The 25,722-nt window shown below is 66.7% G+C and carries 20 protein-coding genes and 1 pseudogene; 20 read left to right on the forward strand and 1 reads right to left on the reverse strand.

The window, feature by feature from the left end; translation table 11 throughout:
• Positions 1-473 precede the first annotated feature (473 nt).
• The 4 genes from NIBR502772_RS11010 (at position 474) to NIBR502772_RS11025 (ending at position 5,864) form a co-directional block, all read left to right on the forward strand.
• Positions 474-2,822 (forward strand): hypothetical protein, encoded by a 2,349-nt coding sequence (locus NIBR502772_RS11010; RefSeq protein ID WP_141140197.1) that lies wholly within the window; start codon positions 474-476, stop codon positions 2,820-2,822.
• Between the two features lie 447 nt (positions 2,823-3,269).
• Positions 3,270-3,995 (forward strand): DDE-type integrase/transposase/recombinase, encoded by a 726-nt coding sequence (locus NIBR502772_RS11015; RefSeq protein ID WP_141140198.1) that lies wholly within the window; start codon positions 3,270-3,272, stop codon positions 3,993-3,995.
• 271 nt (positions 3,996-4,266) lie between these two features.
• Positions 4,267-4,845 carry a hypothetical protein gene (locus tag NIBR502772_RS22610; protein ID WP_210412426.1) on the forward strand — a complete coding sequence of 193 codons (579 nt, stop codon included), beginning with the start codon at positions 4,267-4,269 and terminating at the stop codon, positions 4,843-4,845.
• Positions 4,842-5,864, forward strand: a complete 1,023-nt coding sequence (locus NIBR502772_RS11025; protein ID WP_210412427.1) for an ATP-binding protein — start codon at positions 4,842-4,844, stop codon at positions 5,862-5,864. The genes NIBR502772_RS22610 and NIBR502772_RS11025 overlap by 4 nt, the downstream gene beginning before the upstream one ends.
• 141 nt (positions 5,865-6,005) lie before the next feature.
• Here NIBR502772_RS11025 and NIBR502772_RS11030 read toward each other — a convergent pair whose 3' ends face one another.
• Positions 6,006-6,272: a hypothetical protein gene (locus NIBR502772_RS11030; RefSeq protein WP_141140199.1), complete on the reverse strand. Its 267-nt coding sequence runs from the start codon at positions 6,270-6,272 to the stop codon at positions 6,006-6,008.
• A gap of 2,666 nt (positions 6,273-8,938) precedes the next feature.
• Here NIBR502772_RS11030 and NIBR502772_RS11035 point away from each other — a divergent pair.
• The 16 genes and pseudogenes from NIBR502772_RS11035 to NIBR502772_RS11105 all read left to right on the forward strand — a co-directional run bounded on the left by NIBR502772_RS11035 (position 8,939) and on the right by NIBR502772_RS11105 (position 25,647).
• Positions 8,939-9,940: a BTAD domain-containing putative transcriptional regulator gene (locus tag NIBR502772_RS11035; RefSeq protein ID WP_246848760.1), complete on the forward strand. Its 1,002-nt coding sequence runs from the start codon at positions 8,939-8,941 to the stop codon at positions 9,938-9,940.
• 379 nt (positions 9,941-10,319) lie between these two features.
• Positions 10,320-10,862, forward strand: a complete 543-nt coding sequence (locus NIBR502772_RS11045; RefSeq protein WP_141140201.1) for a DUF4255 domain-containing protein — start codon at positions 10,320-10,322, stop codon at positions 10,860-10,862.
• Positions 10,859-11,449, forward strand: coding sequence for a hypothetical protein (locus NIBR502772_RS11050; RefSeq protein WP_141140202.1), 591 nt, complete (start codon positions 10,859-10,861; stop codon positions 11,447-11,449). Before NIBR502772_RS11045 ends, NIBR502772_RS11050 begins: the two co-directional genes overlap by 4 nt.
• Before the next feature lie 22 nt (positions 11,450-11,471).
• The gene (locus NIBR502772_RS11055; RefSeq protein WP_141140203.1) at positions 11,472-14,084 is read left to right on the forward strand and encodes a phage tail sheath subtilisin-like domain-containing protein; all 2,613 of its coding nucleotides are present in this window, start codon (positions 11,472-11,474) and stop codon (positions 14,082-14,084) included.
• Positions 14,085-14,123: 39 nt separating this feature from the next.
• Positions 14,124-14,561, forward strand: coding sequence for a phage tail protein (locus tag NIBR502772_RS11060; RefSeq protein ID WP_141140204.1), 438 nt, complete (start codon positions 14,124-14,126; stop codon positions 14,559-14,561).
• A gap of 4 nt (positions 14,562-14,565) precedes the next feature.
• Positions 14,566-15,027, forward strand: coding sequence for a phage tail protein (locus NIBR502772_RS11065; protein WP_141140205.1), 462 nt, complete (start codon positions 14,566-14,568; stop codon positions 15,025-15,027).
• A complete protein-coding gene (locus NIBR502772_RS22395; RefSeq protein WP_168223515.1) occupies positions 15,028-15,195 on the forward strand; it encodes a DUF5908 family protein in 168 nt (55 codons plus the stop codon).
• Positions 15,192-15,866: a hypothetical protein gene (locus tag NIBR502772_RS11070; protein WP_141140206.1), complete on the forward strand. Its 675-nt coding sequence runs from the start codon at positions 15,192-15,194 to the stop codon at positions 15,864-15,866. Before NIBR502772_RS22395 ends, NIBR502772_RS11070 begins: the two co-directional genes overlap by 4 nt.
• Positions 15,863-17,596: a phage baseplate assembly protein V gene (locus tag NIBR502772_RS11075; protein WP_141140207.1), complete on the forward strand. Its 1,734-nt coding sequence runs from the start codon at positions 15,863-15,865 to the stop codon at positions 17,594-17,596. Before NIBR502772_RS11070 ends, NIBR502772_RS11075 begins: the two co-directional genes overlap by 4 nt.
• Positions 17,597-17,616: 20 nt before the next feature.
• A pseudogene (locus NIBR502772_RS23060) lies at positions 17,617-17,709 on the forward strand (PaaR repeat-containing protein); the annotation flags it as partial.
• 95 nt (positions 17,710-17,804) lie between these two features.
• Complete coding sequence (locus NIBR502772_RS23065; RefSeq protein ID WP_371706890.1) at positions 17,805-17,894, forward strand: hypothetical protein; 90 nt, start codon at positions 17,805-17,807, stop codon at positions 17,892-17,894.
• Positions 17,891-18,316: a GPW/gp25 family protein gene (locus NIBR502772_RS11085; protein ID WP_141140208.1), complete on the forward strand. Its 426-nt coding sequence runs from the start codon at positions 17,891-17,893 to the stop codon at positions 18,314-18,316. The genes NIBR502772_RS23065 and NIBR502772_RS11085 overlap by 4 nt, the downstream gene beginning before the upstream one ends.
• Positions 18,317-18,744: 428 nt before the next feature.
• Positions 18,745-21,024, forward strand: a complete 2,280-nt coding sequence (locus NIBR502772_RS11090; RefSeq protein ID WP_168223516.1) for a baseplate J/gp47 family protein — start codon at positions 18,745-18,747, stop codon at positions 21,022-21,024.
• Complete coding sequence (locus NIBR502772_RS11095; RefSeq protein WP_141140210.1) at positions 21,021-22,700, forward strand: hypothetical protein; 1,680 nt, start codon at positions 21,021-21,023, stop codon at positions 22,698-22,700. Before NIBR502772_RS11090 ends, NIBR502772_RS11095 begins: the two co-directional genes overlap by 4 nt.
• Positions 22,693-23,544 carry a hypothetical protein gene (locus NIBR502772_RS11100; protein WP_141140211.1) on the forward strand — a complete coding sequence of 284 codons (852 nt, stop codon included), beginning with the start codon at positions 22,693-22,695 and terminating at the stop codon, positions 23,542-23,544. The genes NIBR502772_RS11095 and NIBR502772_RS11100 overlap by 8 nt, the downstream gene beginning before the upstream one ends.
• An 18-nt stretch (positions 23,545-23,562) precedes the next feature.
• Positions 23,563-25,647 (forward strand): hypothetical protein, encoded by a 2,085-nt coding sequence (locus tag NIBR502772_RS11105; RefSeq protein ID WP_141140212.1) that lies wholly within the window; start codon positions 23,563-23,565, stop codon positions 25,645-25,647.
• Positions 25,648-25,722 lie beyond the last annotated feature (75 nt).

Raw genomic sequence — 25,722 nt, forward strand, 5'->3', positions numbered from 1 at the left:
GCGTAATCCATTGATCGAGTCAACGGGTGCCAGCATCAAGGGCTTAACCAGCAAGGTGAATACCTTGAACGGTGTGCGAAGGACCACGGTCCCGAAGCTCACGCGACAGCGTGCAACCGGCATTCGGGGCGGCGCTCTGAACCGAAGAACCATTGGTCTGCGTCTATCCGGCGCCCAGCTCGTGGGATACTCTTTGGCAACCCACAACGAGGGGGTGCGACACATGAAAGTCCCTGTCACGCGAGTCATGGCTCTCATTTTCAGCGTGATTCTACTGTCCTTATCCTCCCTCATCCTCAGCGGATACGGATCGTGGCCCCAGTCAGTGGCGGGTTTACGCCTTTTTCCGTTCCCGGAATCCACTGCTTTCGACTCAGATATTTTGAGAGTTAGCCAGGGTGAGAGATCCGTCAGAATTCAGACCGGCGAGTCACTAACTTAGTTTTCAATTATCGACAACCAGTGATGACGCTGTGGTCTCCGACGTAACGGCCGGAAGGTTTCGTGACTTTCCGGAAGTGTTCATTGGCCACTATTTTGGCGGACTGTCAGCTTGGGACCGCGGTGGTGGTGACTCTGTGCGCTTTCGCTGGACTGCACCCATCGTAGAACGAACAGGAAATGGTCGGGCTGTCATCACAGCAAAAGGTGTGAGCCGCACGACCAACGGGCGGCTGGAGCTTCGCGCGGAATGGGCCACGTGCACCAATTCGCCCTGCCAAACCGACATCGACGTAGCCGGCTCAAAGCGACTTGTTGCGGTTGGCCCACCGTCCGGCATCTCCAAGCAAAGCGACACGTCGCTGGAGCTCCGATCGCAGTCGCCGCTCCTCTCGTTGACGTTCGACGACGGTGCGCCTCCGGAACTGACGAAACTGGTGGATCTCCCACTTAACATCTGGTTGACAGTGGAGGGGCTGTGGAGGCAGGTTCTCCTATTTTCTCCCTGGATTTTTGCCTACTGGTGGTTTCGCTCGCGAGCTGCGGCGAGCGGCTTCTCAGCTGCTCGGATTCAGGGGGCAGTAGGGGCCTTTTGGCCGCTTTTGCTGGGAGCCGTTGTCACATCTGCCGTCCAGGCGATCAACTGGTTGCAATCCTCAGTCCAAGGCTTCCTTGGGAATCTCCGCAGCAGCGTGGATCCGCAAGCTCTCGGGCATGAATGGTTTCCCCTTGGCAATCCGCAGACAGTGGCCGCCGTCGTCGGGCTACTGGCTCTGTGGTCCTGGAGGGCTGGTTCCGAAAGCATTCCCTCTCCCTCGCCATGGATAGGCATGGGCAAGGCGCTGATCCTTCTTATCGGCGGCGCTGCCGTTGGTCTTGCCGGCCTCTTTGTTTTGGAGAGGATGCCGACTGAAGACCCTAGTCCGGTGGTTTGGTTTATCGCTCCGTCTGTGGGTGTGGTTCTCGCTGTGTTTGGGGCGGTTGTACTTTCTCATGCGTTGAGTTCCCGCCGGGGCTGGGTCCTAGACGGGCTGTGCGCTGCATCTATTGTCGCAACGGTGGCGTTTGCGTTGGGGTCGTTTTCCGTAAATGCGTCTGTACTAATGGGTGTTCTGACGTTTCTGGTGCTCGTTGGATTTGTCAGTGCTCTCATCTGGACGATTATCAACACGTTGAACACCCAACGCGTCCAAGGACGCCGCGTGAAGAACTGGACCAGGGCAGCCGTGCTGGTTTTCGCGGCGGCCTTCGTGATTCCGTCTGGTGTGTCGTTGTATGCGCTCTTTCCGGTATCCCCGTACGACGCAGTACGGGTGTCCTTCGCGGCAGGTCCTTTCCTGCGGCTGGGGCTGATTGCGGCAGCGATCGGGCTCCTCAGCGTTGTCGCATTACATGGGCAGGCTGAACGTTTCTGGCGTCCCGTGTCAATCGGGGCCGTGGCGCTCCTTGCATTGAGGCCAGAAAGCAATGTTGTCGGGATTCCACTGTCATTTTTGGTCGGTTTACTGCTGACGGCAACATTCCTGGTCAGGCCGACCGGCGACATTTCCTATCCGTCTCGCCGTAATGATCACAACGATGTTCGCCGATTACTCGATGAGCTCCGCGCAGTAAGGATGGGTCGCGAGTTGCGACTTGCTCTCCGAAAACGCTTTCAGTCCGGTGATCTTCTGATCGAGGAAAGCGACAAGATTGCGCGCACCGTGTCAAAGGTCCTCGATGCGCCAACGTCGTCGCCCACGACTCAACAACGCCACGCCGCCCTGGGGTGGGCCGGAACCCGTGGGCCGATGCAGCGTGCGCTGATGGCCGCCGCCGTGAGTACGGCCATTGGTGCATTATTCTCGATCCCGCTGCTTGCCCAGTCGTTGTCGGGCCTGGATTTGCGTGGTTCGAACGCTTCTGAGACCTTCTTGACGAGTATTTTGACGTTTCGCTTTCCGTTCTACGGATTTGTGTTTGGGTACTTTTTGCCACTGTTCAACGGCAGCTCCGGGCTTGCGAAGGCTACGCGCTACTTCGTGGTGCTGGGTATATCTGAAGCCATTGCTGTGTTGGTGCCATATAACCCGTCTGGAGACCTCAGAGGGGCGCTGGCGGTTTTGCTCGTGCAGCTCGCCATGATGTGCGGAATCCTGGGTGTTGGGGCCGACTTGATGGCGATCCGCAAGGCGAACGAGGGCGTTGAACGCCTTGCCGATCTGTACAACATGAGCAGGCTCGCACTGTGGTCGACTGGAGTCGCAGCATCCGCTGCCACAGCCCTGGTCACGGCCCTGCTCGGAGCAGCCCTTGCAGCCGCCACCCAAAGTCTGCTTCCTCCTCCGCCGCCACCGATCGTCCAGCCTCAGACGTCTCCACCGACTGATTCTGCCCCTTGATGCATTCCCTTGCCGTCCCCGCGTCACAGCGCCGCGGAGTCGGCCAGCTGTCCGTGCGGCGGCGAAGCCAGTAGCAACCAGGGTGCTATCCCACGTTGGCAACGTCTATCTGCCTGGGTCCGGCTGCCGACGCCAATTGCGGCCGAGACGGCAGGGCTCGTGCGCGACGCCGGCGCTGGTGCGATCACTGATGAGCTTGTCGGGGCGGTGGTCGCGGCGTGCGTCCGGTGCGGCCGAACGGGCACGGGCCGGCGTGGGAGGCTTTGGCCGGGCACGAGGAACAGATCCGGGCGTGGGTTACGGGCACCGGGACGGGGAAGGCCGGCCGGGCGCTGACTTTGGTGAAGGTCCACGAGTTGCTTTCCCGTCAGGGTTGCCAGGTGCCGTACCGGACGTTGCACCGCTTCGCGACGGGAGCGGTGCGGGTATCGGGTGAAGGCGACGACGGTGCGGGTCGCCGACGGGGAGCCCGGGGTGGAATGCCAGATCGATTTCGCGTTCATGGGCACCATCCCGGACCCGGAAACGGGTCGGGGCCGGAAGGTGCACGCACTGATCTTCACTGCCGTGTATTCGCGGCACATGTTCGTCTGGCTCACCTACACCCAGACGCTGGCGGCGGTGATTGCCGGGTGTGAGATGGCGTGGGCCTTCTTTGGCAGCGTCTTCAAAGCGTTAATTCCCGATAATTTGAAGCCGGTGGTGACGTCCGCTGACCCGGTGAACCCGCGCTTCTCCACGGGCTGGCTGGACTACGCCGCCCACGCGGGGTTCGCCACCGACGCGGCCCGTGTGAGGTCGCCAAAAGACAAATCCAAGGTCGAGCGGGTTGTGCAGTATGTGCGCGAGAACTTCTTCGCCGGGGACGTCTTCGCCGACCTTGAGGACGCCCAGGCACGGGCCGTGTTCTGGTGCCAGGAGAAGGCCGGGATGCGGATCCGCGGCACCACCGCCGCGCGCCCGGCGGAAGTCATCGCCGCCGAGGAAGCCCCAGTCCTGTTGCCGGCGCCGGCGGATTACGACGTGCCGGTCTTCATGGACGTGAAGGTCCCCCGCGACCACCACATCGAGATCGGCAAGGCCCTGTACTCGGTGCCCGGGGACTCCATCGGCTCCCAGGTCGCCGTGGGGGCCGACAGTGAGCTGGTGAAGATCTATCACCGGAGCTGGTGAAGATCTATCACCGCGGGCAGCTGGTGAAGGCCCACCAAAGGCTGCGGCCCGGGACCCGCTCCGCCGATCAGACAGACCTGCCGGAGCGCAAGAGCGCCTATGCTTTGCGGGACATCACCCGCCTGATCGGCATCTGCGCCGGGCACGGGGAGAACATCGGCATCTACGCCGAGCGGATCCTGGATGACCCGCTGCCCTGGACCAGGATGCGCGCCGTTTACCGGCTGATCGGCCTTGTACGGGAGTACGGGCCCGGCGCCGTGGAAGCGGCGTGTTCCAAGGACCCGGACCGGACGTCGTCGCCGTGCCCAAGATCGCTTCCATGCTCGCTATGGCCGCCGAGAACACCCCGGCGCTGCTGCCACGCACCGCCCCGGCCGGGGCCGCCCGCTTCGCCCGCGACCCAGCCGAATACGCCAACCACGTCACCAGACCGGCGCTGGCGCGGTCTTCCAGTCAAGGGGCCAATCAGGGGACCGCTCTGGCCAGTACCGGGACCGGCGGCACTGCCAGTCAAGGGACAGATGTGGCCAACGCCGGGAACGCCGTGGCCACTACAGGGACCACGCTGGCCAGTGTGGGGACCGGCAGCGCCGCCAATTCGGGGACCGGCGGCACTGCCAGTCAAGGGACAGATGTGGCCAACGCCGGGAACGCCGTGGCCACTACAGGGACCACGCTGGCCAGTGTGGGGACCGGCAGCGCCGCCAATTCGGGGACCGCCGGGACGGTCGGGTTGGGGGCCGGGCACAGATACGGCCACGGGGGGCAGCTGCACCTCGTCTTTTCCCACGCCGAGGCACCAGAACAAGCGCAGGAGACACAGACAGCACAGGAGGAAGCGCGATGAACCAGCTCAGCACCGCCACCACCACGGCGGGGCCGGTGGACCCGGTCAGCACCGATCTGTCACGGATCTTGCGGGACCTGAAGCTCTCCGGACTCAAGGACACCCTGCCCGAGCGCCTCGTGATGGCCAGGCACCAGCAGATGGGCCACGCCGCGTTCCTGGAGCTACTGCTGTCCGATGAGCTCTCCCGCCGCGACTCCCGCTCCGCGACCCTGCGCGCCGCCCGGGCAGGCCTGGACGCGACGATGCGCCTGGAAACCTTGGACGACGCCACGGACCTCAGCTACGACCGGATGCTCCTCTCGGACCTGGGCACCCTGGCGTTCGCCGAGGCCGGGCACTCCGTACTCCTCCTGGGCCCGGTCGGCGTGGGCAAAACACACCTCGCCACCGCTGTGAGCCATGCCGGGATCCGGCGGCGGATGAGCGTGCACTTCACCCGCGCCGACAAACTCTTGACCCGGCTTCGAGCCGCCCGCCTCGACAACTCGCTCGAAGCCGAGCTGAGGCGCATCGCCGCCGTGGACCTGCTGATCATTGAAGACTTCGCGATCAAGGCCCTCGACGCCACCGAGACGAACGACTTCTACGAAATCGTCGTTGAACGCCACCGCCGCAAATCCACGATCATCAGCTCCAACCGGGAACCGGCCGAATGGCTGGGAATGACCAGCGACACACTACTGGCCCAATCAGCCATCGACCGGCTCACCCAAGGCGCCACACCCTCGTCATCCAGGGCCCCTCCTGGCGCCAACGCGCCAGCGAAAACCGGCGCGCCACCCTTGACGAAAACAAGGAGACCCACAATGCTAAATAACGCTTACACGTGGTCCCATACTCGTGGCAACGCGGTGGTCCCATCCCGCTGGCAAGCGACACCGTTGGGTCGTCAGGCCTGGTTGGAGGCCGATGCGCCGAACCCTGCGGTTAGTAGCACTCTCATCGGCCCCAGGGGCCGCGCCCAAGAACCGATATTGGGCCTTATGTATCCGCGAACAGTGATAGGACAAATATAGAGCTATCGCTTTATTGATTTAGCCGGGCGCGGCGATTGCGCAACGGCCCTGTCGTGGAAGGCACGGGCCTGCCGTGGTCTGCATGGGTTCGCTAGCTGTTGACATGCCAACTTCAGTGCCAACGGTTGACGACGTTTCGTTCTAATATGGGCAATTCAATCCATATGCTCGGAAGGCGGAGCCCATCGTATCTGTGGCCTGGGTGAGGGCAGTAAGGTGGCGTCGATAAAGAGCTTCGTCTTGAGCTGCTGCCGCCTGATACATTCCGGCTGTTGCTGCTGCGAGAATGTCGTGCTGCTTGAGGATCTCCTGGAGAGCTGCATTGTTTGCGCCGGCAGGCGTGGACACGGCGTTTACCTCGTTGCGCCAGCCGGCATAGATGACCGAAGTCTGGTACAGCCAATCCACAATTGATTGATGGTCGTCGCGGTTTGGTTGATTTAGCGAGGCAATGTCTTCTCCCCCAAGCTATGCAGATGTCGTTCAATCTTGCGGTGTAAGCCGCGGCTTCATCCTCGGGCCTGATAGGGACCGCAGGAGTGGTTTGGACTGCGTCTGAATTTTCCGGGGGTGTCGCTGGGTCGAGGCCAACGACTAAGCCGAGCCCCCACAGCACGAACACGCTGCCTACGATTCCAAGCAGAATACGAATGATAGGCGACTTCAGCGGCGGAAATTCCGTATCCCCTAGCAATTTAAGGCTGCCCCCAACTAGGGCTGCGATAATCGAGACAGCCCCAAGGATCAGAAGCGTAGCGCCTGCAGCCTCCATAGTGATCACCGATCACAATGCAGAGATTGCCGGTATGGAGTGACTCCCTTTCGATAAAGGAGTTGATTGCCCCGGCCGCCCAGCTTCCAGCCGCGTGACGACTTGGACATGGACTCGACCATAATCAAGGGCTGGGTCTGGATGTTGAGGGATTGCAGACCATAGCTGTTGCCTCCGATGAACCCCTTCAAACGAATGAAGACCTAGGAGAGGCGGCGTCACCCAGGACGTCGCCTGCGAAGCGTGGTGCATTCTTATTTACCGTGTGGTCTTGTTCTACTCTTCGCTGGCTCATTCGTCAAGAGATTGGATTTATCTCTCACCACGAGCCGGCGGCATCTGAGAGCGCGGCTGGACAGCGCACCCCTCCGCAGTCGGCCCCGGCTGCTATCTCCGAGCACGACCCTCCTGATGAGGATTGATGCGGTTCTGCCTGCGATGTCGTCGTCTACAAAAAGGCCGGCAACAAGCACTGCCCGACCACGCTCCGCATTTTCCTGGGTCAAAGCAGCACCCGGGAGAACTCCAGCAAGGCCCGGTAGAGCTCCACCTAGGTAACGGCCCTGCTGCGAAAGAAAGCGGCCAAGCCCAGGACGCCGCACACATCTATACAAAAGCCGGAGAAGCTGACCGGGCTTTCGCTAAGGTGGCCGAAGCGGAGTCCGTCGAGGCCTACGTGCTCCAGTGTGCTCACAGGTTGTTTCGACGGCCAGACCTTCAGCGAAAATTGTCCGCGGCCGTCGGGCCTAACTGCAGCTCCTCTGCCGTTGAACAGAAAGCACCAGCGCCGATAGGGAATTACCTTGGCTCTGTCGGATGCGATTTCTCGGGAGGTGATGGTTCACGTTCTGGCCGGGATTTAGGCAGGTGACAAAGAGGCTCTTGAGGCGTAGAACTATTCTGAAGCTTCACAAAATTGCTGGTGAAGGCGCCCGCCAGTTACAGCGACTGCCCGCCGGAAGCATCCGGTGTCACTTAGCGTCGTAGGTGTCCGGTGGAGGGTTATGCGGGGCACGCCCATCATTTTCTTCGAAAACTAGGTGACGACGTTGAGCCAAGATGGAAAATCCCATTCTGTGGCGATTACGGCCGCGATCATTGGGCTTGTCGGGACCGTGCTCGCGGCCTTAATCGGAGTTCTACCTATCATCTTGAAAGGGCCGCCAAGTCCAGGCAATTCAGACGCTCCTTCGCGACCTACCTCGGCTTCCATCTTCCTTTCCGAGGTATCTAGTCCAGGAGGATTGCCCATCAACGTAAGCGGTGAGGGGTTCTTACCCAACGACACCATCAGAATTCGTGTTCACCTATTTGAAGTAGGTAGTACTCAGGTGGACGAGGCAGGAGCCTTTAAGAATGTTTCAATTGAAATCCCAAGTGAACTCAGTCGGTTCGCACCACTAAGAGTTGATGTTATTGCTACGGGAACGGGTGGCCGTATGGCAACAAAACAGATCACTGTGAGTGGATGATGCGAAACCGGCTTGCCTGAAGACGGTAAGCCGAGCTGTCGAACGATTCGTCGGACTCAACCCGATGCTGAGGCAACGCTCGCCGCGCCCGGTGAGTCAGAAGAAGACACCCACCTGGAGGCGGAGTGCAGAGCCCGAGGACTTCTAACTGTCGTCGCGCGGTTCCCCTCGCGACGACCGAGACTCGGTGGGCTCGGCCCGGACGTTGCTCCCCGGGGTCGAATATCGGCGTGAGCTCCGTCGCGCTGGCCGCTGCAGTACTGTTTTGCTCCGTGAGCCGCTCCGCTGGCTCACAACGCTGTCCCGGCTCGAACGTGGACTCACGCGCGACGACGCCTGCTACAGCAATACATCGGCTGGCTAGACCACCGTTGGCAGCAATCGGAACATCATGTGTCGGAAAATGGCCGACAGTCCGTCCACCATACCCGGTCGTCAAGCAAACTCTTGTAGCCGCCGTCACTCCATGGACCAACTACTCACAGCCTGAGGTGACGGAGATCATACCCTAAGCACCATTGGGCGCGAGGAAGCTCGGCGGGGGCAGCGCATGGTAGACGCGCCTCCGGACGGTGGCCTGCCGCATTAGGCAATGTCGAAGCGGAGCATGACGGGGCGAAGAGCTACGCCGAAATCCGGGCGAGGGCGCCGTCGACCCGGGTTCTCAGAGTCCCAAGAGCTCTTCGATCTGCCCTGGGCTTCGGGGTGGAAGAAACAACTTCGCATAACATTTCGCAGTGCGTCCGTCGGCGGACTCTCCGACGCGAGGCGCTCCCGGTCTCGGCCACGAGGGCCTCGTCACGGACTGATCCTGCGAGGCTCCGGGCGCCGTGAACCGGCACCAGTGGACGCGTGAACAGTTCCAGTCCTCTCGTCTCCATCAGTCGCTACATTGCGGCAAGGAGGAGGCAGGCGTATCTTTCTGCCAGGAGCGGTCACAGATACGTGCGGGGGATAACGTGTTCGACCCGGGACTTACACTGAATTTACTCGGCACGCCGACACTGCTCTCCGACAATCAACCCGTTGCCCTCTCGCCCCGCGCTACGATGCTCTGCGCCTACCTCGCGCTCGCACCCCGCGGCGGCCGACCTCGCTCCGTGGTCGCGGCCCATCTCTTCGCCGACTGCCCGGAAGATGCTGCCCGCCGCAGACTCAACACAGCGCTCTGGCGTCTCCAGGCGGAAGTCCGGGCCAGTACAGGCATCGAGCTTGTCGGCCGGAGCGGTGGCCGCTCGGTCGGACTCAGCCCGGCTGTCGAGATGAGGGTGGACGCCGTCCTCTTCGAGGACCTGCTCGCGCCCGTTCTGCGGTCAAATGTCAATGACCTGACCGAGACGGACGTGGCGCGCCTCGAAGGCGCCATCGCGCTGCATCGTGGTCGCCTCGTGGAGCATTGCGACGACGAGTGGGTCATCTCGGCCAGGCACCGTATCGAGACGCTCTACCTCACGGCACTCGACCACCTCATCCAACACCACGGTGGCCGGGGCGACGTCGCTGCCGTTGGTCGTTACGGTGACTTGGCGCTCTCTATCGAGCCGCTTCGCGAGGACATCCATCGTCACCTCATGGCGGCCTACGGCTCGGCCGGGCGTCATGACCTCGTTGAGCGGCAGTTCGAGCAGTGCAGGATGCTGATCCTGGCCGAGCTCGGGGCTGATCCGATGCCCGAGACCGTGGCGCTCTATGGGCGACTCACCCGGGGTGAGGGTGGGCAAGCCGCCTCGGTCGCCGTCCTCGTTGCCGAGCTTGAGCGTGCGCGCAGGGAAGTTCTGCGCCTCGGTGACATTGTTGACCGGGCCCTCGACCGGCTACGACGCATGCCCTGAGGCCGTGAGCAGGCCGCCCACGGCCTGCTCACGGCCCCTTCGCAGGCCGCTCACGCCTGCCTCCTGCACGCGACGGGGCCTACATCCGGGTCCGTGATCGGTCGGGGACGCAGCGGTGATCGTCCCGTGAGCGCCGGCCCCCAGCCTGAGAACGACAGGAGGGTTGTGGTCTGGTGTTGCGGGCGTGGAGGCGAGGATTTCTCATTGACATCTGGGCGGAGCCCCGGGATGTCGAGTCGCTTCCGGCCGTGCTCCGTGCACGGGTGCGTGACATGGCCACCGATGAGGAGGTTTACGTGGGATCGTTCGCCGAGATCGAGCGCCTCATCGAGGAGCGCCTCGACGCCGACGGCGTCGCTCCGAGAGGGTGGGAGCGCCCATGATCCGCGAGGTCAGCGAGGCGCTTCGCGACCTGATCCAGCAGGCGACGCCGGATCTGGGCTCGTGGGTCGTCCTGCACTCACTTTCACAGGGTGAAAAGGTGGCCGTCCCGGATAACAAGGCGATCCTCGCCCTCATCGCCGTGGCAGAGCACCCGCACCTGCGCAACCGCCCTCTCGTTGAAGGGCAAGCCGGCCTCGTCCGGGCACCGATGTCGCTGCAGCTCACCTACCTCGTCACTTACATCGGCGACCACGATGAGTCGCAGGCCCGGCTGGGCCGCATTGTGCAGGCCTTCCACACGTACCCGGTCCTGCGCCCGCCCGAACTCACACCGCCGCTCTCCGACGAGGTCGAGAGCCTTGCGATTCGGCTGCAAGCCCCGAGCGCCGACGAGCGCAACCAGGTCTGGGGGGCACTGGGCCGTTCCGGCCGCCTGTCGCTCTTCTATGAGGTTGACGTGGCGCCGGTCCCGGTCCTTGAGCGCGAGGGAGCCGGCCGAGTGCGGGAGCACCGGATCGACTACGTGGGTGCGCCATGATGATCGCCACCGTCTCGACGAGGCTTCGGCACATGGTCCGCCTGGTGCATGCCTCGACCGGCATTCCGCTTCAGGGGCTGCGGGCGCAGCTCGAGCCGGCGCTCTATGGATGGAGCCTTCGCGTCCTGCCCGACACCGTCGTCGTGTCCGTGCGCACCGATGTCGCGCCGCCGCCCGTCCCGCCGAAGCTCGTCGTCACCCTCACAGACGGAGCAGTCGCGAACCTGCTCGTCATCCCACCCCTCGCCGAACGGCCCCCGCGCACCATCGTTGTCGACCTCACGGCTGACGAGGTCGACGTGTCTCTGCAGCCAGTGGAGCTCACGCTTACGGTCGTACTCACGTCGCCATCGACGGGAACACCCCGCACCGCAGCCACAGTGACGGCCCGGGCCACCTCCGGGCCGAGCCCGAAGCCTGTGATCGCGCTCCCCGAAGTGGAGCCCGGTACCTACCGCTCTGCCCCCGCACTTTGGACGGCGGCCTTCGTCCCGCTGGACCTGCTCGTCGACGGGAGCCTGCTCCGCACGCTCCACATGAACTTCATGACCAGCGCGACCCGAACCCATCTGGTCGACACCACCTGAATCACGAGCCGAGGAGGCCACCGTGACCTACCTATCACCGGGCGTCTACATCGAAGAGGTCCCGTCGGGACCGCAACCGATCGCTGCCGCCCCGACCAGCGTCGTCGCCGTCCTCGGCACGACCCGCAAGGGCCCGGTCCTCGAGCCCACGCGGGTCACCGGTTGGGCGGACTACGTCCGACGGTTCGGCGCACCCACCTCGCGTGGCCACACGGGCGAGTCCGTCTTCGGTTTCTTCGAGAACGGCGGGCCAGCCGCCTGGATCGTTCGCGTGGACCCCTCAACCGAGGCGTCGTGGCGTACGTTCGACGTCTCCGGTAGCGTGAGTTTCACCGTCTCGGCGAGCTCTCCGGGCACATGGGCCAACGCGCTGACGGTCGGGGTGGCCCCCGACGAGTCGTCCGCCTCGGGCGCTTTCTACCGCGCCACCACGTCCGGTTCGACTGTGGCGGTCACGAGCAGCGGTACCCACACCCTGCAGGTTCCCTCGACCGCCGGCCTCAAACCCGGTGACGCGCTCAGCCTCGTGCCGGTCCCTGCGTCGGGATCGATCGCGGCCCCCGTCACCGCCAGCGTCGTCTCGCTGACACCAACGTCGATCACGCTCAGCTCGAGCGGGGCCGCGTCGATGGCGGCCGGCTCCGTCGTCGCGAGCGCCGGCGCGGCGGGAGCGGCGTCGGTCTTCCTCTCGTCCGGCAAGGGCTTCAGGAAGGGCGACGTCGTCGTCGCTGTCGCTCCCAACGGCTCGCGCTCCAGCGCGCTCATCACCAATGTTGTTGCCGCTGGCAGCGCCGTGACGCTCACGCTCGACGGGTCCCTGGGCGCCGTCCCCGGCGCGGCCTTCGTCCAGCGTCGCGCCGATTTCCCGGGGACAGCCACCGTGGCCGGCACGCCCGCGGGCACGCCCCCGGTGACGAACCTCGCCCTGTCCGCGATCGCCTTCGAACGCCCTCTGACGGCCCCCGTGTCCGCAGAGCTTACGGCGAGTTCGCCAGAGCGCGCCGCTGCCCGGATCACGACGTCGGACGGCCGGACCGCCACGTGGCAGACGAACCGGTTCGAGATCGCCGGCACGACTCCACCACCCAGTGGCCGGATCGCCGTCAGCGCCCCGGTCAGCGCGGTGCGTCTGGCGGACTCTGGCCTCAGCATTACCAATCTCAGCGCCGCCGACGTCTCGGCCAGCTACGGTTTCCTCCCGACCGGTGCGCGCGTGACCTACACCGGAGCGGGACCGACGCCGGCGATCGTGGCCACCCGCACGGCGACCGGCTTCACGCTGGCTCCGGCGCCGGTGGCGACGGACACCTACACGAGCGCTGAGTTCACGCTCCAGGCCAATGCCGACGAGGGCATCGCGGTCCGGTGCGCGGTAGCACCCAGAGTTGGCGACCGTCTCGGGCTGAGCACAGCGTTCGCGCCGATTACCGACGTCGTACCCGCGGGCGGTGACACCTACGTCCTCCGCTTCGCGGCGTCGACGGCGGTGTCCGATACGACGCAGTCCCGCTTCCCGCTGTATGCCGTCGAGAGCGCGTCCGTGGTCGCGGCGCGGTTCACGCTCAACGTCGCGGTGGACGGCGCTGCGGCAGAGTCGTTCACCGGGCTCTCGCTGAGCGTTGACCACCCGCTGTACTTCGCCAAGGACGACGTCGTCAACGGCGTCTCCTCGCTCGTCACCGTCGCGGCCCGGGCAGCCGGTGCGGCTGCGGTGTCTCTCGCGGCTGCCCCCTTCTACGTCGCCATGGACAAGATCGGCGCCGACAAGCCGCCGACGAACGACGATTTCAGGGCGGGGCTGTCCCGGCTGGAGGAGGCCTCCGAGCCGGCCATGATGATCTGTCCCGACGCCCTCATGCTCGGCGATCCGATGCTCCAGGCCGACGTCGTCGGGCAGGTCGTGACCCACTGCGAGAACTTCCGGCGCTACGCGATCATCGACCCGCCTGACCTCAACGAGGACACCGAGTTGCTTGCTTGGCGCAACACCAACCTGTCCAGCACGTATGCCGGCGTCTACGCCCCGCACCTGCAGATCGTCACCATCGACCCGGACTCCATCGCCCGCTTCACGACCGTGCCGCCGTCGGGCTTCGTCGCCGGTGTCTTTGCCCGCACCGACCGGCTGCGCGGAGTCCACAAGGCGCCGGGCAACGAGACGGTCGGTGGGATCGTTGGTCTCTCACAGGTCTACACCCAGCGGCGCCAGGACCTGCTCAACCCGGCCGGCGTCAACCTCATCCGGTCGTTCCCCGGACGCGGCACCAGGCTCTGGGGCGCCCGCAATGCGAGCGACGACACGACCTGGCGCTACGTCAACGTGCGTCGGCTGTTCAACATGATCGAGACCTCGGTCGAGCGGGCCACCCAGTGGGTCGTCTTCGAGCCGAACACTGCCCAGACCTGGATCCGCGTCAAGGTCTCGGTGGAGAACTTCCTGGACCAGCAGTGGCGCGCGGGGGCGCTCGCCGGCACCAAACCTGAGCAGGCCTACAGGGTGCGGGTCGGGCTCGGGGAGACCATGACCGAGACCGACATCGACCTCGGGCTCATCATCACCGAGGTCGCCATCGCGCCCGCGAAGCCCGCCGAGTTCGTCGTCTTCCGCTTCAGCCACAAGCGGCTGTCCGAGTGATGTCCACCGCCATGCGCATAAGCCGTGAAGGAGCCTGATATGTATCCCATGACCACCCTGCATTTCACAATCAGCTGGGGTGACGAGCAGCAGACCTCCAGTTTCTCGGAAGTGAGCGGGCTGACGATGGAGGCCGAGGTCATCGAGTACCGCGGCGGCGCGGACCCGCAGTTCTCGACACGCAAGCAGCCCGGCCTGCGCAAGTTCTCGAACGTCACCCTGAAGCGCGGCATCGCACCCGCGGAGGCGGGCAATGGCCTGTTCCAGTGGTACAACTCGATCACCATCGGCGCGGTCGAGCGTCGCGACGTCACGGTGAGCCTCCTCAACGAGGAACGCGACCCGGTCATGACATGGAAGATCAAGGAGGCATGGCCCGTCAAGCTCGAGGGCCCTGGCCTGAAGTCCACGGGCACTGACGTCGCCATCGAGTCGGTCGAGTTCGCCTGCGAGGGCATCGAGATCGAGGCGAGGTAGCGCCATGCTCCCTCTCGCCTCACCCACGGCCATGCCGTTCACCACGGCGCATTTCGTGCTGGCCATCGATGGCCTCACCTCCGTGAGCTTCAGCAAGTGCAGCGGGCTCGCGGGCGAGGTGAGTGTGGAGGAGTACCAGGAAGGCGGCGAGAACCGCTTCGCCCACCGCTTCCCGAGCCGGGCGGCTTTCCCGAACCTCGTGCTCAACCAGGGAGCGGGACCGTTGTACGAGCTATGGGACTGGTTCTACGAGTTCCACGTCACCGGCATGGTCCGGCCGCGCGATGGGACGGTGGTTCTCATGAGCACGGTCGATGGCGAGCTCGCGCCCGTCCGGGTGTGGGCGTTCACCCGCGGCTGGCCGGTCAAGCTGACCGGCCCGGACCTCGACGCCCAGTCATCCGCCGTCGCCATCGAAGCGATCGAGATCGCCCACCACGGGCTCGTGCTGAAGAAGGTGCTCTGAGTGCCCGTCGTCATCGGTGAGATCGTCACTGAGGTGGTCGTGGCCCCGCCGCAGCCCCAGGCGCCGCCTGGCGCCGGCACGTCCCTGGACGACGCGGTGATGGAGCCGATTGTGCGGCGGGCCACCGAGCGCGTGCTCGAGATCCTGCGCCGGGAGTGGGACCTGTGAACCTCACCGCCATGCAGCTGACCAAGCTGACGATCGATGCCTACACGGACATCAAGTTCGAACAGCCGGCCGGATCGCGGTGGCAAGCACTGCTTAACCCCACCGAGCTGTCCTTCTCCCGGAAGAACCGCTACCAGCAGACGCAGTCGGCGGGCACCTCCGCCCCGCAGCAGTCGTTCAGCGGCGGCGAGCCCGACCAAGTCCAGATCGACCTGCTCCTCGACGGCACGGGAGTGGTCGGCGAGCCCGGCGGGATCGGCGACCTCCTCGACAACTTGCTTGCTCTGACCAAGTTCCAGGGCGACACCCACCAGCCCTACTACGTCCACGCCTACTGGGGCAGGTTCAGCTTCCGTGGGATCCTCACCCAGGCCGACGTCACCTACAAACTCTTCGACCGGGCGGGCGAGCCTCTGCGGGCCACCGTCAAACTCTCGCTGAAGGAGGCACGCTCACCGGAGGAGGTCGCGGCCGAGGACCGCCCCGCGTCGCCCGACCTCTACCAGACGTGGCTGGTCAGGGACGGCGACGCCCTGGACGCCATCGCGGCGAAGGTCTACGGCAACCCGGCCTACTGGCGACCGCTCGCCGCGGCCAACCGGCTTGCCAACCCCCGCGGCCTCAGGACCGGGCAGCTGTTGCTGCTCCCTCCGCTGGAGCCGGTCCGATGACAACCGCCCAGCGCGACCGGCCGAACTTCGAGGTGCGCGTGGGAGGTACGGCCCTTGAACCGCTGGTCGCCGCCGACGTCGTCGAACTGGACGTCCACGAGGAGGTCGGCCGCCACGGCCGCCTCACGCTCCTCGTGCAGAACTGGGACGCCGACCAGCGGGTCGTGCGGCACAGCGACGACGGACCGTTCACCCCAGGTAAGGACATCGCGGTCTCCCTCGGCTACCACTCTGAGCTGACGAACGTCTTCGACGGCGTCATCGCCTCGCTCACAACGCACTTCCCCGGGAGTGGCGGCCGGCCGGTGCTCCGGGTCGATGGCCGGTCCCGGTCGGTCCTCATGGACCACCTGCCACGCTCGCGCCAGCTGGCCGACGTCAGCGACGCCGACATCGCGTCCGCCATCGCCGCCGACTATGCCCTCGAGACGGATGCCGCCGACGGGGTGGGACACCCCTTCTTCGTCAGCGACAGGATCAGCGACTGGCAGGCCCTGACCCGTCGGGCCGCCGAGCTGGGCTGGGTCGTGTTCGTGAGGGGCACGAAGCTCGTCATGCGCCCGCCCTCGCCGGCGAGGGACCCGATCGAGCTCGCCTGGACGCGCAGCCTCGTCGAGCTGCACTTGACCCAGGACCTCACCCGCACCATAGACACCGCGGTCGGTGTTGCCTGGGATCTCGACATCCTGGAGGCGAGCGAGAGCGAGCAGGGCGTGGACTCCGCGGGTATCGACGTCGGGGACCGGCTGAAGCACGACGCCGCCGCCGGCGACGCCGGATGGCCCTTGCGCGAGGGCCGGTACGAGTCCGCAGCCGTGGTCGGCGCGGACGAAGCCGATGCGCGTGCCGTCGCCGCGCAGCGGGCGGCCGCCCTTGGACACGTCCACGGCACCGGCGTTGTGCAGGGTGAGCCCGCGCTGCGCTGCGACGGGTGGGTTTCGATCGACGGTGTCGGGCAGCGCATGTCCGGCCCGCACTACGTCACCGCCGCCCGCCACCGCCTGTCGGCGCATGGTTACCAGACCGAGTTCCAGGTGGGCGCCCCGCCGCGACTCGTGCCGCCCGCTGCAGCCCGTGACAGGGACTGCCATCCGACGCTCGCTCTCGGTGTGGTCGCGGCCCTCGACGACCCGGAGTCGCTCAACCGTGTTCGGGTTCGCCTGCCGTGGCGTGCCGACGGCGGTGACGGCGTCTGGGCACGGCTTTCCAACGCCGACGCCGGGGACGGCTACGGAGCCGTCTTCGTGCCGAGCGTCGGGCAGGAAGTGCTCGTCGGATTCGTGGGCGGCGATCCGGCCTACCCAGTGGTTCTCGGCTCGCTCTACAACGGCACGCAGGCGCCACCGGTCGTCGTTGACCCCGACACGAACGCTGTCCGCGCACTGGTTTCCCCGGAGGGCCACACCCTGCGGCTCGAGGACGGCGTAGCGAGTGCCGTGACCATCGGCTCCGGCAATGGCCACTCCATCGTCCTCAACGACAAGGACTCCGAAGTGGTGATCACGCACAAGGACTCCGGAAACGCGATCCGCCTCTCCGCGGACGGCATCGAGCTCACCGCCGCCCAAGGCGACATCACCCTGAAGTCCTCCGCCGGGACGATCACGCTTAACTCGCTCAAGCTTGAGGCGAAAGCGTCCGGTCCATCGAAGATCGAGAGCTCGGCGACCTTCGACCTCAAGGCATCCGGATCCCTGGGGCTCAAGGGATCCCTCGTCACCATCAACTAGCGTCACAGCAAGGAGGAACGATGCCAGGGGCAGCCCGCGTGGGTGACACCACGGCGCACGGTGGCACGGTGGTTGGACCTGGTGTCGCCACCGTCCTCATCGCCGGTATGCCGGCCGCCGTCGTCGGTGACATGCACGCCTGTGTCATCCCCTCGCCGCCGCCACACCCCCGGCGACGCCGTTCGTCGCCGGATCGGCGACGGTCCTCATCCAGGGACGCCCGGCACTACGCGCCGGGGATGCCTGCGCCTGCGGCGCGTCCGTCGTTGTGGGCAGCCCGACTGTGGTGATCGGATGAGCGTCAACGACTACCCGCAGGTGGGCAGGGGCTGGGCCTTCCCTCCGCGCTGGCGCCGGTCCGGACACGGCGGCCCCGGCGATGGGGTTCTCGAGGCGAACGACGGCGCGGACCATGTCATGGAAGCCATGATCATTCTGCTCCGGACCATGCGCGGCAGCCGTGTCATGCGCCCCGGCCTCGGCGCCGGCGTCGACGGCTACGTATTTGAACCGCGCACGCCGGACGCGTGCTACCGGCTCGCCGACGACGTGCGGCGCGCCCTCGTGCTCGGCGAGCCGCGGGTCATCGTCGACGCCGTCGAGGCCGTCGCAGCGGGCGATGCTGATGACCGTGTCGACGTGACGATCGAGTTCCGGATCGACCGGCACCGCCGCCCGAACAGCCTAGTCGTTCCCTTCTACCTGGCCGGTACGTCATGACCCGGACACCCGCACAGGTTGTCGCGGCGATGGCCGCGGCCGGTCAGCTCGTGCCATTCGACGACGACGGCAGCTGGGGCGACGCGATCTTCGCGTCAGGGCCGGACGGCGTGCTGGCGCCGTCCCCGGCCGGTGAGCCCGACCGCGAGCTGCTCTCCGCCCTGGCCGTCGAATACGCGAACCTCGACGAGCACGCGGCGACGCTCCCGGCGCGGATCCGCCGGGCCTGGCTCGAGGACGTCCTCGGCATCGACCGGTTGCCCGTGCTGCCGGACCGGGTCGTCGCCCACGCGACCGTCGACCCCAAGCTCGCCCCTGCTGTCGTCCCCAAGGGCACGCTGCTGCGCGGCGGCAAGGACGCATTCGGCAATGAGCGCCGGTATGTCACGCTCGACACTCTCAGGGCGCACGGTGCGGCGCTCACCGGTGTGCGGTCGCTCGTCCCGGGCGGACAGGGTCCCGGGCTGCACGGCATCTCGGCGAGCGCACCGGACTTTCCGCTGCGGCCCGCGGCCGGACCTGATGCCACCCACGTCCTGCGGATCCACTCACCGGCGCTTGCCTTCGAAGGCGGCGACCTAACCGCCGTCCTCGCCTTCGGTGGCAGCACTGGCGCAGCGCCGCTCTCGGGCGCCGTGTGGCGCTACTCGCGGACCGACGGCACGGTCAGCCCCACCACGACAGGCGAAGTATCCGGATCGTCAGTCACCGTGGCCCTCACCTCGGGGTGCGGGGCCCTGCCGGGGGAGAGCCCCTGGATCGAGTGCGCCATCCCCGCGAGCGTGCCAGTGCCCGTGACATTCTCGTTCACGAGCGTGTCGGTCAGGGTGTCCGTGCGATCGCCGTTCGTGCCACAGGCAGCCTTCTACAACGACGGCGCCGTCGACGTGACGAAAGAGTTCCAGCCCTTCGGCGCAGTGGCCAAGCGGGGCGACGCGTTCTACGTCCGGTCCGACGAGGCCTTCGGCAAAGCTCTCGCCACTGTCCACATCGCCGTGACGATCATGCAGGAGGGCGGTGCGCCCCTGTCATCGTCGGCCGGCGGAAGCGGCATCCCGTCCTACATCGCAGCCCAGCTCCAGAACCAACTGGTGGCCATGAAGCTGACACTCGGCTCGCAGTACTCCTCCGTCGCCCCGCAATGGGAGTCAATCTTCACCTCGGTGTCGAGCGTAAGCACTCCCTTGGTGCGCTGGCAGCGCCGCCAGGACGGCGAGTGGAAGCGCCTGGGCTCACCGTCCACCAGCTTCGGCACTGTGTCGGACGACGAGGTCGCCGGGTCGGCCGCCGCCTCGGAAACTTTCGCCGTCGCAGGCCAGCCGGGGCGCTATGTCCGCGCCTTCCTCGCGGAGGGCGACTTCGGCTGGACCGACTACCAGCATAAGATCGCCGACTTCGCCACGAAGGCCGTGGCAGGGACCACGCCTAAGCCGACGATGCCGCCCCTGCCCGTCCCGCCTATAGCGTCTGCCATCACGATCAGCTACACGACCTCTGCGGTCGAGTCGACGCATGTCGAATCGCGGACAGGTTGGCGGCGGCAGGTCAAACCCGCCACCGCGGCAGCCTTCGCCCCTTTCCGTCAGGACGTCTCCGAGAGCGGCGCGCCGGCCATGGTCGCTATCGGACTCGAGCTGCCCGACGCGGCGCTCGGCTCCAGCGTGTCGCTCTACCTCGACGTTGACTCGGCCGCGTCGTGCGGGAGCTCCGACGCCGTCGACGCGTCGTGGGAGTGGTGGGACGGCAGCGTCTGGTCGGCCCTCGCCGTCGCCGACGGGTCGCGGCAACTCCGCGAAGCCGGCCTGCTGCGGTTCGTCGCACCACAGTCATGGCACGTCGGCTGCGTCGACGTGTCGGCGCCGGCCGGTCGCTGGATCCGACTGGTCACGGACCAGCCCGGACGCCTCGGCGACCTGCTGGGCGTCGTCGCCGATGCCGTCGTGGCCGAGTTCGTTTCCGCCGCAGCGGATCCGGAACTGGACCCGAGCTCGTCCGAGGCGCTGCCGCCGGGCACGATCAAGGGCACGCTCACGCCCATCACCGGCATCAAGAAGGTCACGGACCTTGCTTCAGTGCGCGGGCGCGGCCCGGAATCCGACCCCGCATACCTGGCACGCGCGTCCGCGCGGGTACGCCACCGCGACCGGGCGCTCACCCCGTGGGACTATGAGCAGCACGTCGCGCTCGCCTTCCCCGAGGTGGCGGCCGTCCTCTGCCTCCCGCACACGGATCGAGACGGCAAGCGTGCCCCCGGCAAGGTGGGGCTCGTCGTCGTGCCGGACCGGCCCCTGGATCCTGCGCCGCGGCCTTCGGTGAGCCTGTCCGGCCGCATCGTTGACGCATTCGCCCCGATGAAGCCGCTCGGAGCCGAGGTGCTCGTCCTTTGCCCGGACTACGTTCCCGTCACCGTCGTCGCGTCGATCCGGCTGCGCCGGGGCACCGCCGCCCTGACGGGCAAGGAGACGATCGCGGCCGCACTCGAGACGGTGCTCCACCCCACGGCCACTTTTCCCGTGCGCTGGGGGCGGACGCTGTACGCATCGACGCTCGTCGCGTTCCTTGAGCGGCAGCAGAGCGTCGACGTCGTCACAGCGTTCGAGCTGCGCGACGCCACCGGCGCGGCGGTCGAGCTCGTCGAGGTCGATCCTTGCCGCGGCCTGTACTGCTCGGCGGCCGGTCACGAGCTCACCTGCGAGGAGCAGCTATGACGATCTCGCAGGCGACCCCCATCACCGCTTTCGTCCCGGTCGCTCCCGACGCCGATTGGGAGATCGTGCGTGCCCGGGTTATGGCGGCCCTCGCGGCCACCGCGACCCCGGCGCAGACCGACCACAACGCGGCAGATCCCGGCGTCACCCTCGCCGAGGTGGCTGCGTACGGCTTGGCAGACCTGCACTACCGCGTGGCCGAACGCGGGCTGGACGAGTGGCCCCTCGATGCCAGGGCATGGGGCGAGGATGCCGGGCGCCACTGGCACTCGACCCTCCCCGTCAACCGCTTCGACCCCGGGCTGGACCCGGATGACCCGGCGTTAAATCCGAACGACCTCGCACCGCTGACGTTCATCGCCGGATCCCTTGCTGCGGCAAGCACCTCCGCCGCCGCGCTCGAACCGCGCGTCCGGCAGTGCCGATCCCGCGCCGACGCTCTGGCACTGTTGTCGGCCGACCCGTGGGCCGACGCGTTCCGCCCAGAGGACCGGCCGGCGGTGGTTGCGCTCATGCGCTCCCGGCTGGTGCGACGGATCGCGCAGGAGCAGGCCGATGTCATTGCCGGCGTCGTTGCGGCAAAACGGGATCCGGACGACGTTGCCGCCGGCGACGCGCGTGCCGCAGCCGAGCTCGCCCTCTCGCTGCCGCTGTGGGAGGAGGAGATCGTCGCCCTGGTTCGCCGGGAGCGTCGGCGGCTCTCCAGGGAGACCCTGGTCACGAGGCTCGCCGAGGTGCAGGCGGCGACCGCGGCCAGCGCATCAGCGATACAGAGTACCCTGCAGGACGACGGACTGGATGCCGTCGAGGCGCGGATTGCGATGGCAGCCGCCGCCCAGCCGATCGGCATGGTGCCCGAGGACCTCGAGGACGACCAGGGCCGCTCATCGGTCTGGCCGCCGCACCCTATCCAAGCCTTGACCTGCGAGCCGGTCACGGCCGACGACTACGCCAGGCGGGCGCGCGCGCACCCCGAGGTCGGGCGGGCGTGGTCCGTGCCTGGCCGGCTGCCCGGCATCGCCTGGAACGGTCTGCCGACGGGGACCCTGTCCACGATAGAGGTGGACGAAGCGGCCGCCGCGGTGACGCTCGTCGTCGAACGGGTGGCGGGGGCCGGGAGCGCTGACGCTTTCCTGCGGGCGGTGCTCACCACCGCCATCGGACCGGAGGCCACCGCACCCTTCCCCGACTGGCGCACTGATATCGATGAGCTTGAGCCACGCCGCGTTATCTGCGACGAGGTCGGTGCGAGCCTCCTCCTGCAGGCGCCGATCCTCGTGCAGGCGACGCTCGTCACCGACATCGGCGTCGACCGCGACACGGTCATTGAGGACGTCCGTGCCCGCATCTCGGCATTCTTCGCCGGTGGCCGGCCCGAGACGTCCGTGCCTTCTCAGCCCCAGACTGTCGACGGGCCCTGGCCGCGCATCGACCAGCCCGTGAGTGGCTGGATCCCTGGCGAGCCGATCCGTTTCACCGAAGTCGTCGAGGCCATCGTCGGCAACCCGGTCGTGTGGGGCGTCGAGCGCCTGGCTATGAAAGTCGAGGGCGATCCCGACTTCTTGCCGCAGTCGGCCGGCTCCCTCGCGATCCCGAGGAACGCGGTCCCGACCCTCGCGGCGGCCCGCTGCATCCGGGTGCGTTTCGACCTGAGAACGGAGTGTGGCGATGCCTAGCCCCGACTACACCCGGCTTTCGGCGCAGCTCCCGGTGGTCTACCAGGAGGATGCCGTTTCCTTCGCGCAGATCGATGCGTACCTCGGGCTGGCCGACGAACTGAGCCACGCCGTCGTCGAGCACCTGGCCGACCTGCTCCTCAGTTTGGGGCCCGATGCGACCCTCAGATGGCCGACCGACGTGCCTCTCGACGCTGGCGCGGACGCGCTGCTCGCATCCTACCTCGCAAGCTACGACGACGTCGCCGCCTGGGCGAGCTTCGTCTTCCCGGCGAGCTGGACCAGGGACGAACGCGGTCTCAGCCGTAGGCGCGAATTCCTTGCCCGCTGCGCCCGCCTGTGGCGCCGGCGCGGGACGCCGCGTGGCTTCCTCAGCTGGTTCAGCCTCTACTTCGGCCTGCCGCCGTCTGGAGCGCCCTACCTGCTCGAGCACTTCAAGGCACCCGGGGCCGCCCTGACCGGCTTGCCCTACACCGCGACACTGTTCATCCCGGGCAACCACGGTTTCGACGGGTGGGCCCGGCGCGAGGAAGCCGTCGACTTCGTGCGCCGCTACGCTCCCGCCCACGTGAGCATACGGGTCTGCTTCATCGACCCCGGCCTGTTTGGCGACCTCGCCGTGCTGGCGTCGCCGCCGGTGCTCCCCGACGAGCCCACTGTGGCCAACCTCGACGCCTACGCGACGGCCATCGAAAAGCAGCAGAAGGAACTCAACGCCCTTCTGTGCTCGGTCGTCTCGGTCGTGAGCCACGAGAGCGGGATCCATATCCACGAATGCATCGACGCGGGCCGCGGCATTGACCGGCTCGGCGTCGGCCTCCTGCCGACCGATTCGACGACGTAGTCCGAAGGGAATACAGCGATGACACCCCACCAGTACCCCGTCTTCGAGGAAGGCCAGACGCTCACCGAGGCCGAGCTCAACGACCTGAGGGACTTCCTCCATGAGCGTGACCGCCTCGTCGGCCGGATGATCGGCTTTGGAGTCAACTGCGGCCTCGGCGGCATGGTCAAGGCCGGGGCGACCCTGACCATCAGGCCGGGCCTGGCCGTGGACCAGTTCGGCGAGCCTCTCGTCCTGAGCGAGGAGCGGACCATCGCCCTGCCGCCCACCGCCGTCACACCCTCATATGATTTCATCGCGACGGGCCCGGGTGGCTTCAGCGTCGTGCTCGAGGCCACGGACACGATCGAGCCCGCGCCCGAGTGCGGCGAGGAGGGCTGCGCGGGGCACTCGGAGCTGCACACCCGCGGTGTCGCTCTGCGCATCGTCGCCGGGCGCGTCACCGGCACCCGGATGGACTTCTCCGCCGAGCCGCTGCTCTCGGTCGAACCGATCCGGCTCGCGCTCGACTCCACGCCCATCAACTCCTACCCGACGCTGCGCAACGCCATTGCGACCCGCCTGACGAACGGCACACAGCCGCTTGTCGACACGGCCCTCATCGCCAAGCTCCAGGCGACGTCGATCGTCTCGGCTGACCAGGCCGGCGTCAAAGGCTACAAGTGCGGCTGGCTCAACATGGTGCTCTTCGCGACTCTGGACCTGCTGCGCATCGAGGCACTGATACGCCTTTCCTGCGACCGGTCGACGACCCGCCCGGGGGTCGTGCTCGGCTGGGTCCACCAGGTCAGCTCGACGTGGGTCTTTGACTGCGCCTTCCGCCACGCGTGGGAGCCGCCACGGGGCTTCACCGAGGCTTTCCTCGGAGGGACCTGCGCCGATCCGGCAGGCAGCTTCCGCGACGAGCTTGAGGCGCTCCTTGCCGGCTATGCGCCCCCGGAGCCGGTGCCGGGGGGCACAACGCCGCCACCGGTCAAGTGCCCCAAGGGCTCGATCCTCATCGGAGGCAAGTGCATCAACATCTACTACCCGCCGCCGAAGATCCCTGACCACTGGCAGATCCCGTGGGAGTTCGAGCTCCTCGACCCCAAGGTTCCGATCTGGTATCCGCCGTACGAGCGGCCATGGAAGGAGCCATGGACGATCTACGAGACGGAGCAGTGGAACCGCTTCGACGACGGCGTGATCGGCGCCACCGACTACGTCGGTCGACCCGGCAGCGAGGTCAGGAACGTGCTCGAGGGTTTCATCGCCGAGGATGGCGGCCTCGCTGATATCCGCGTCCTCGCGCCCGCCGAGGCGCAGGCGCTCGATGGCTATCTGCCCTCCGGAGGCTTCAGCCCTTCCGACACGATCGTCCTGTCTGTTGACTCCGCCGGCGTGGTCGTCGCCACCGGGCGCGTGGCCGCCGTGCGCAACACCCGCCTCGTCGGTGCGGCGCTCCCGGCCGCGCTTGGCGCCGCGACCGCCGCCCAGGCGGCCGCGACCGAGCTCAAGGGCCTGTCTGCAGGCTTCGAGACCCGGTTCGACGCGATGGACCAGACTATCACCGGACTCGGTGGCAACCTGACCACGCTGCAAACCGACTTCCTTGCCTACAAGACGAGCTTCGACCCGGGTTCCTTCGACACCCGGGTCGGCACGCTCGAGCAGGACCTCAAGCAGTTCGGGACCGTCCAAGGCCGGATCGATGTGCTCGAGGGCAAGATCGAGATCATCACGAAGGTGGGCGGCGGCGGCCGGCCCGAGCCGCGGATCGGCGGGGGCTTTGCCGACACAACGGCCGGACCCCACCGGGGGATCGACAAGGCCCTCGGGCAGGGCATCGCGGACTTCGCCGAGACGACGATCGCCGCGATGCGCTCCCTGCCGTCGGCGGGCAACAGGAACTTCAAGCGGTATGCCGCCGCGGCCGACCGCGCCAAGACCGAGCTGGCCGCGACAGCGGCTTCCGAGGCGCCCGCCGATGAGCCGATGGTCGCAGCGGCCACACTCGAGATGCTCAGTACCCTCCGGACGCTCGTCAAGGCGGCCGGGGTCAGCCCCGACCTCGGGCGGCAGCTCGACGCCCAGCTGCGAGAGCTCGGGGGGCTGATGCAGTGACCGAGGTGGCCATTGACACGCTGCGCCTGCGCGGACCCGCCGCGCGGCGGCTGGCCCGCGTCGCGGCCACGACCC

This window comes from Pseudarthrobacter sp. NIBRBAC000502772, from assembly GCF_006517235.1.
In the GTDB taxonomy this organism is placed as follows: domain Bacteria; phylum Actinomycetota; class Actinomycetes; order Actinomycetales; family Micrococcaceae; genus Arthrobacter.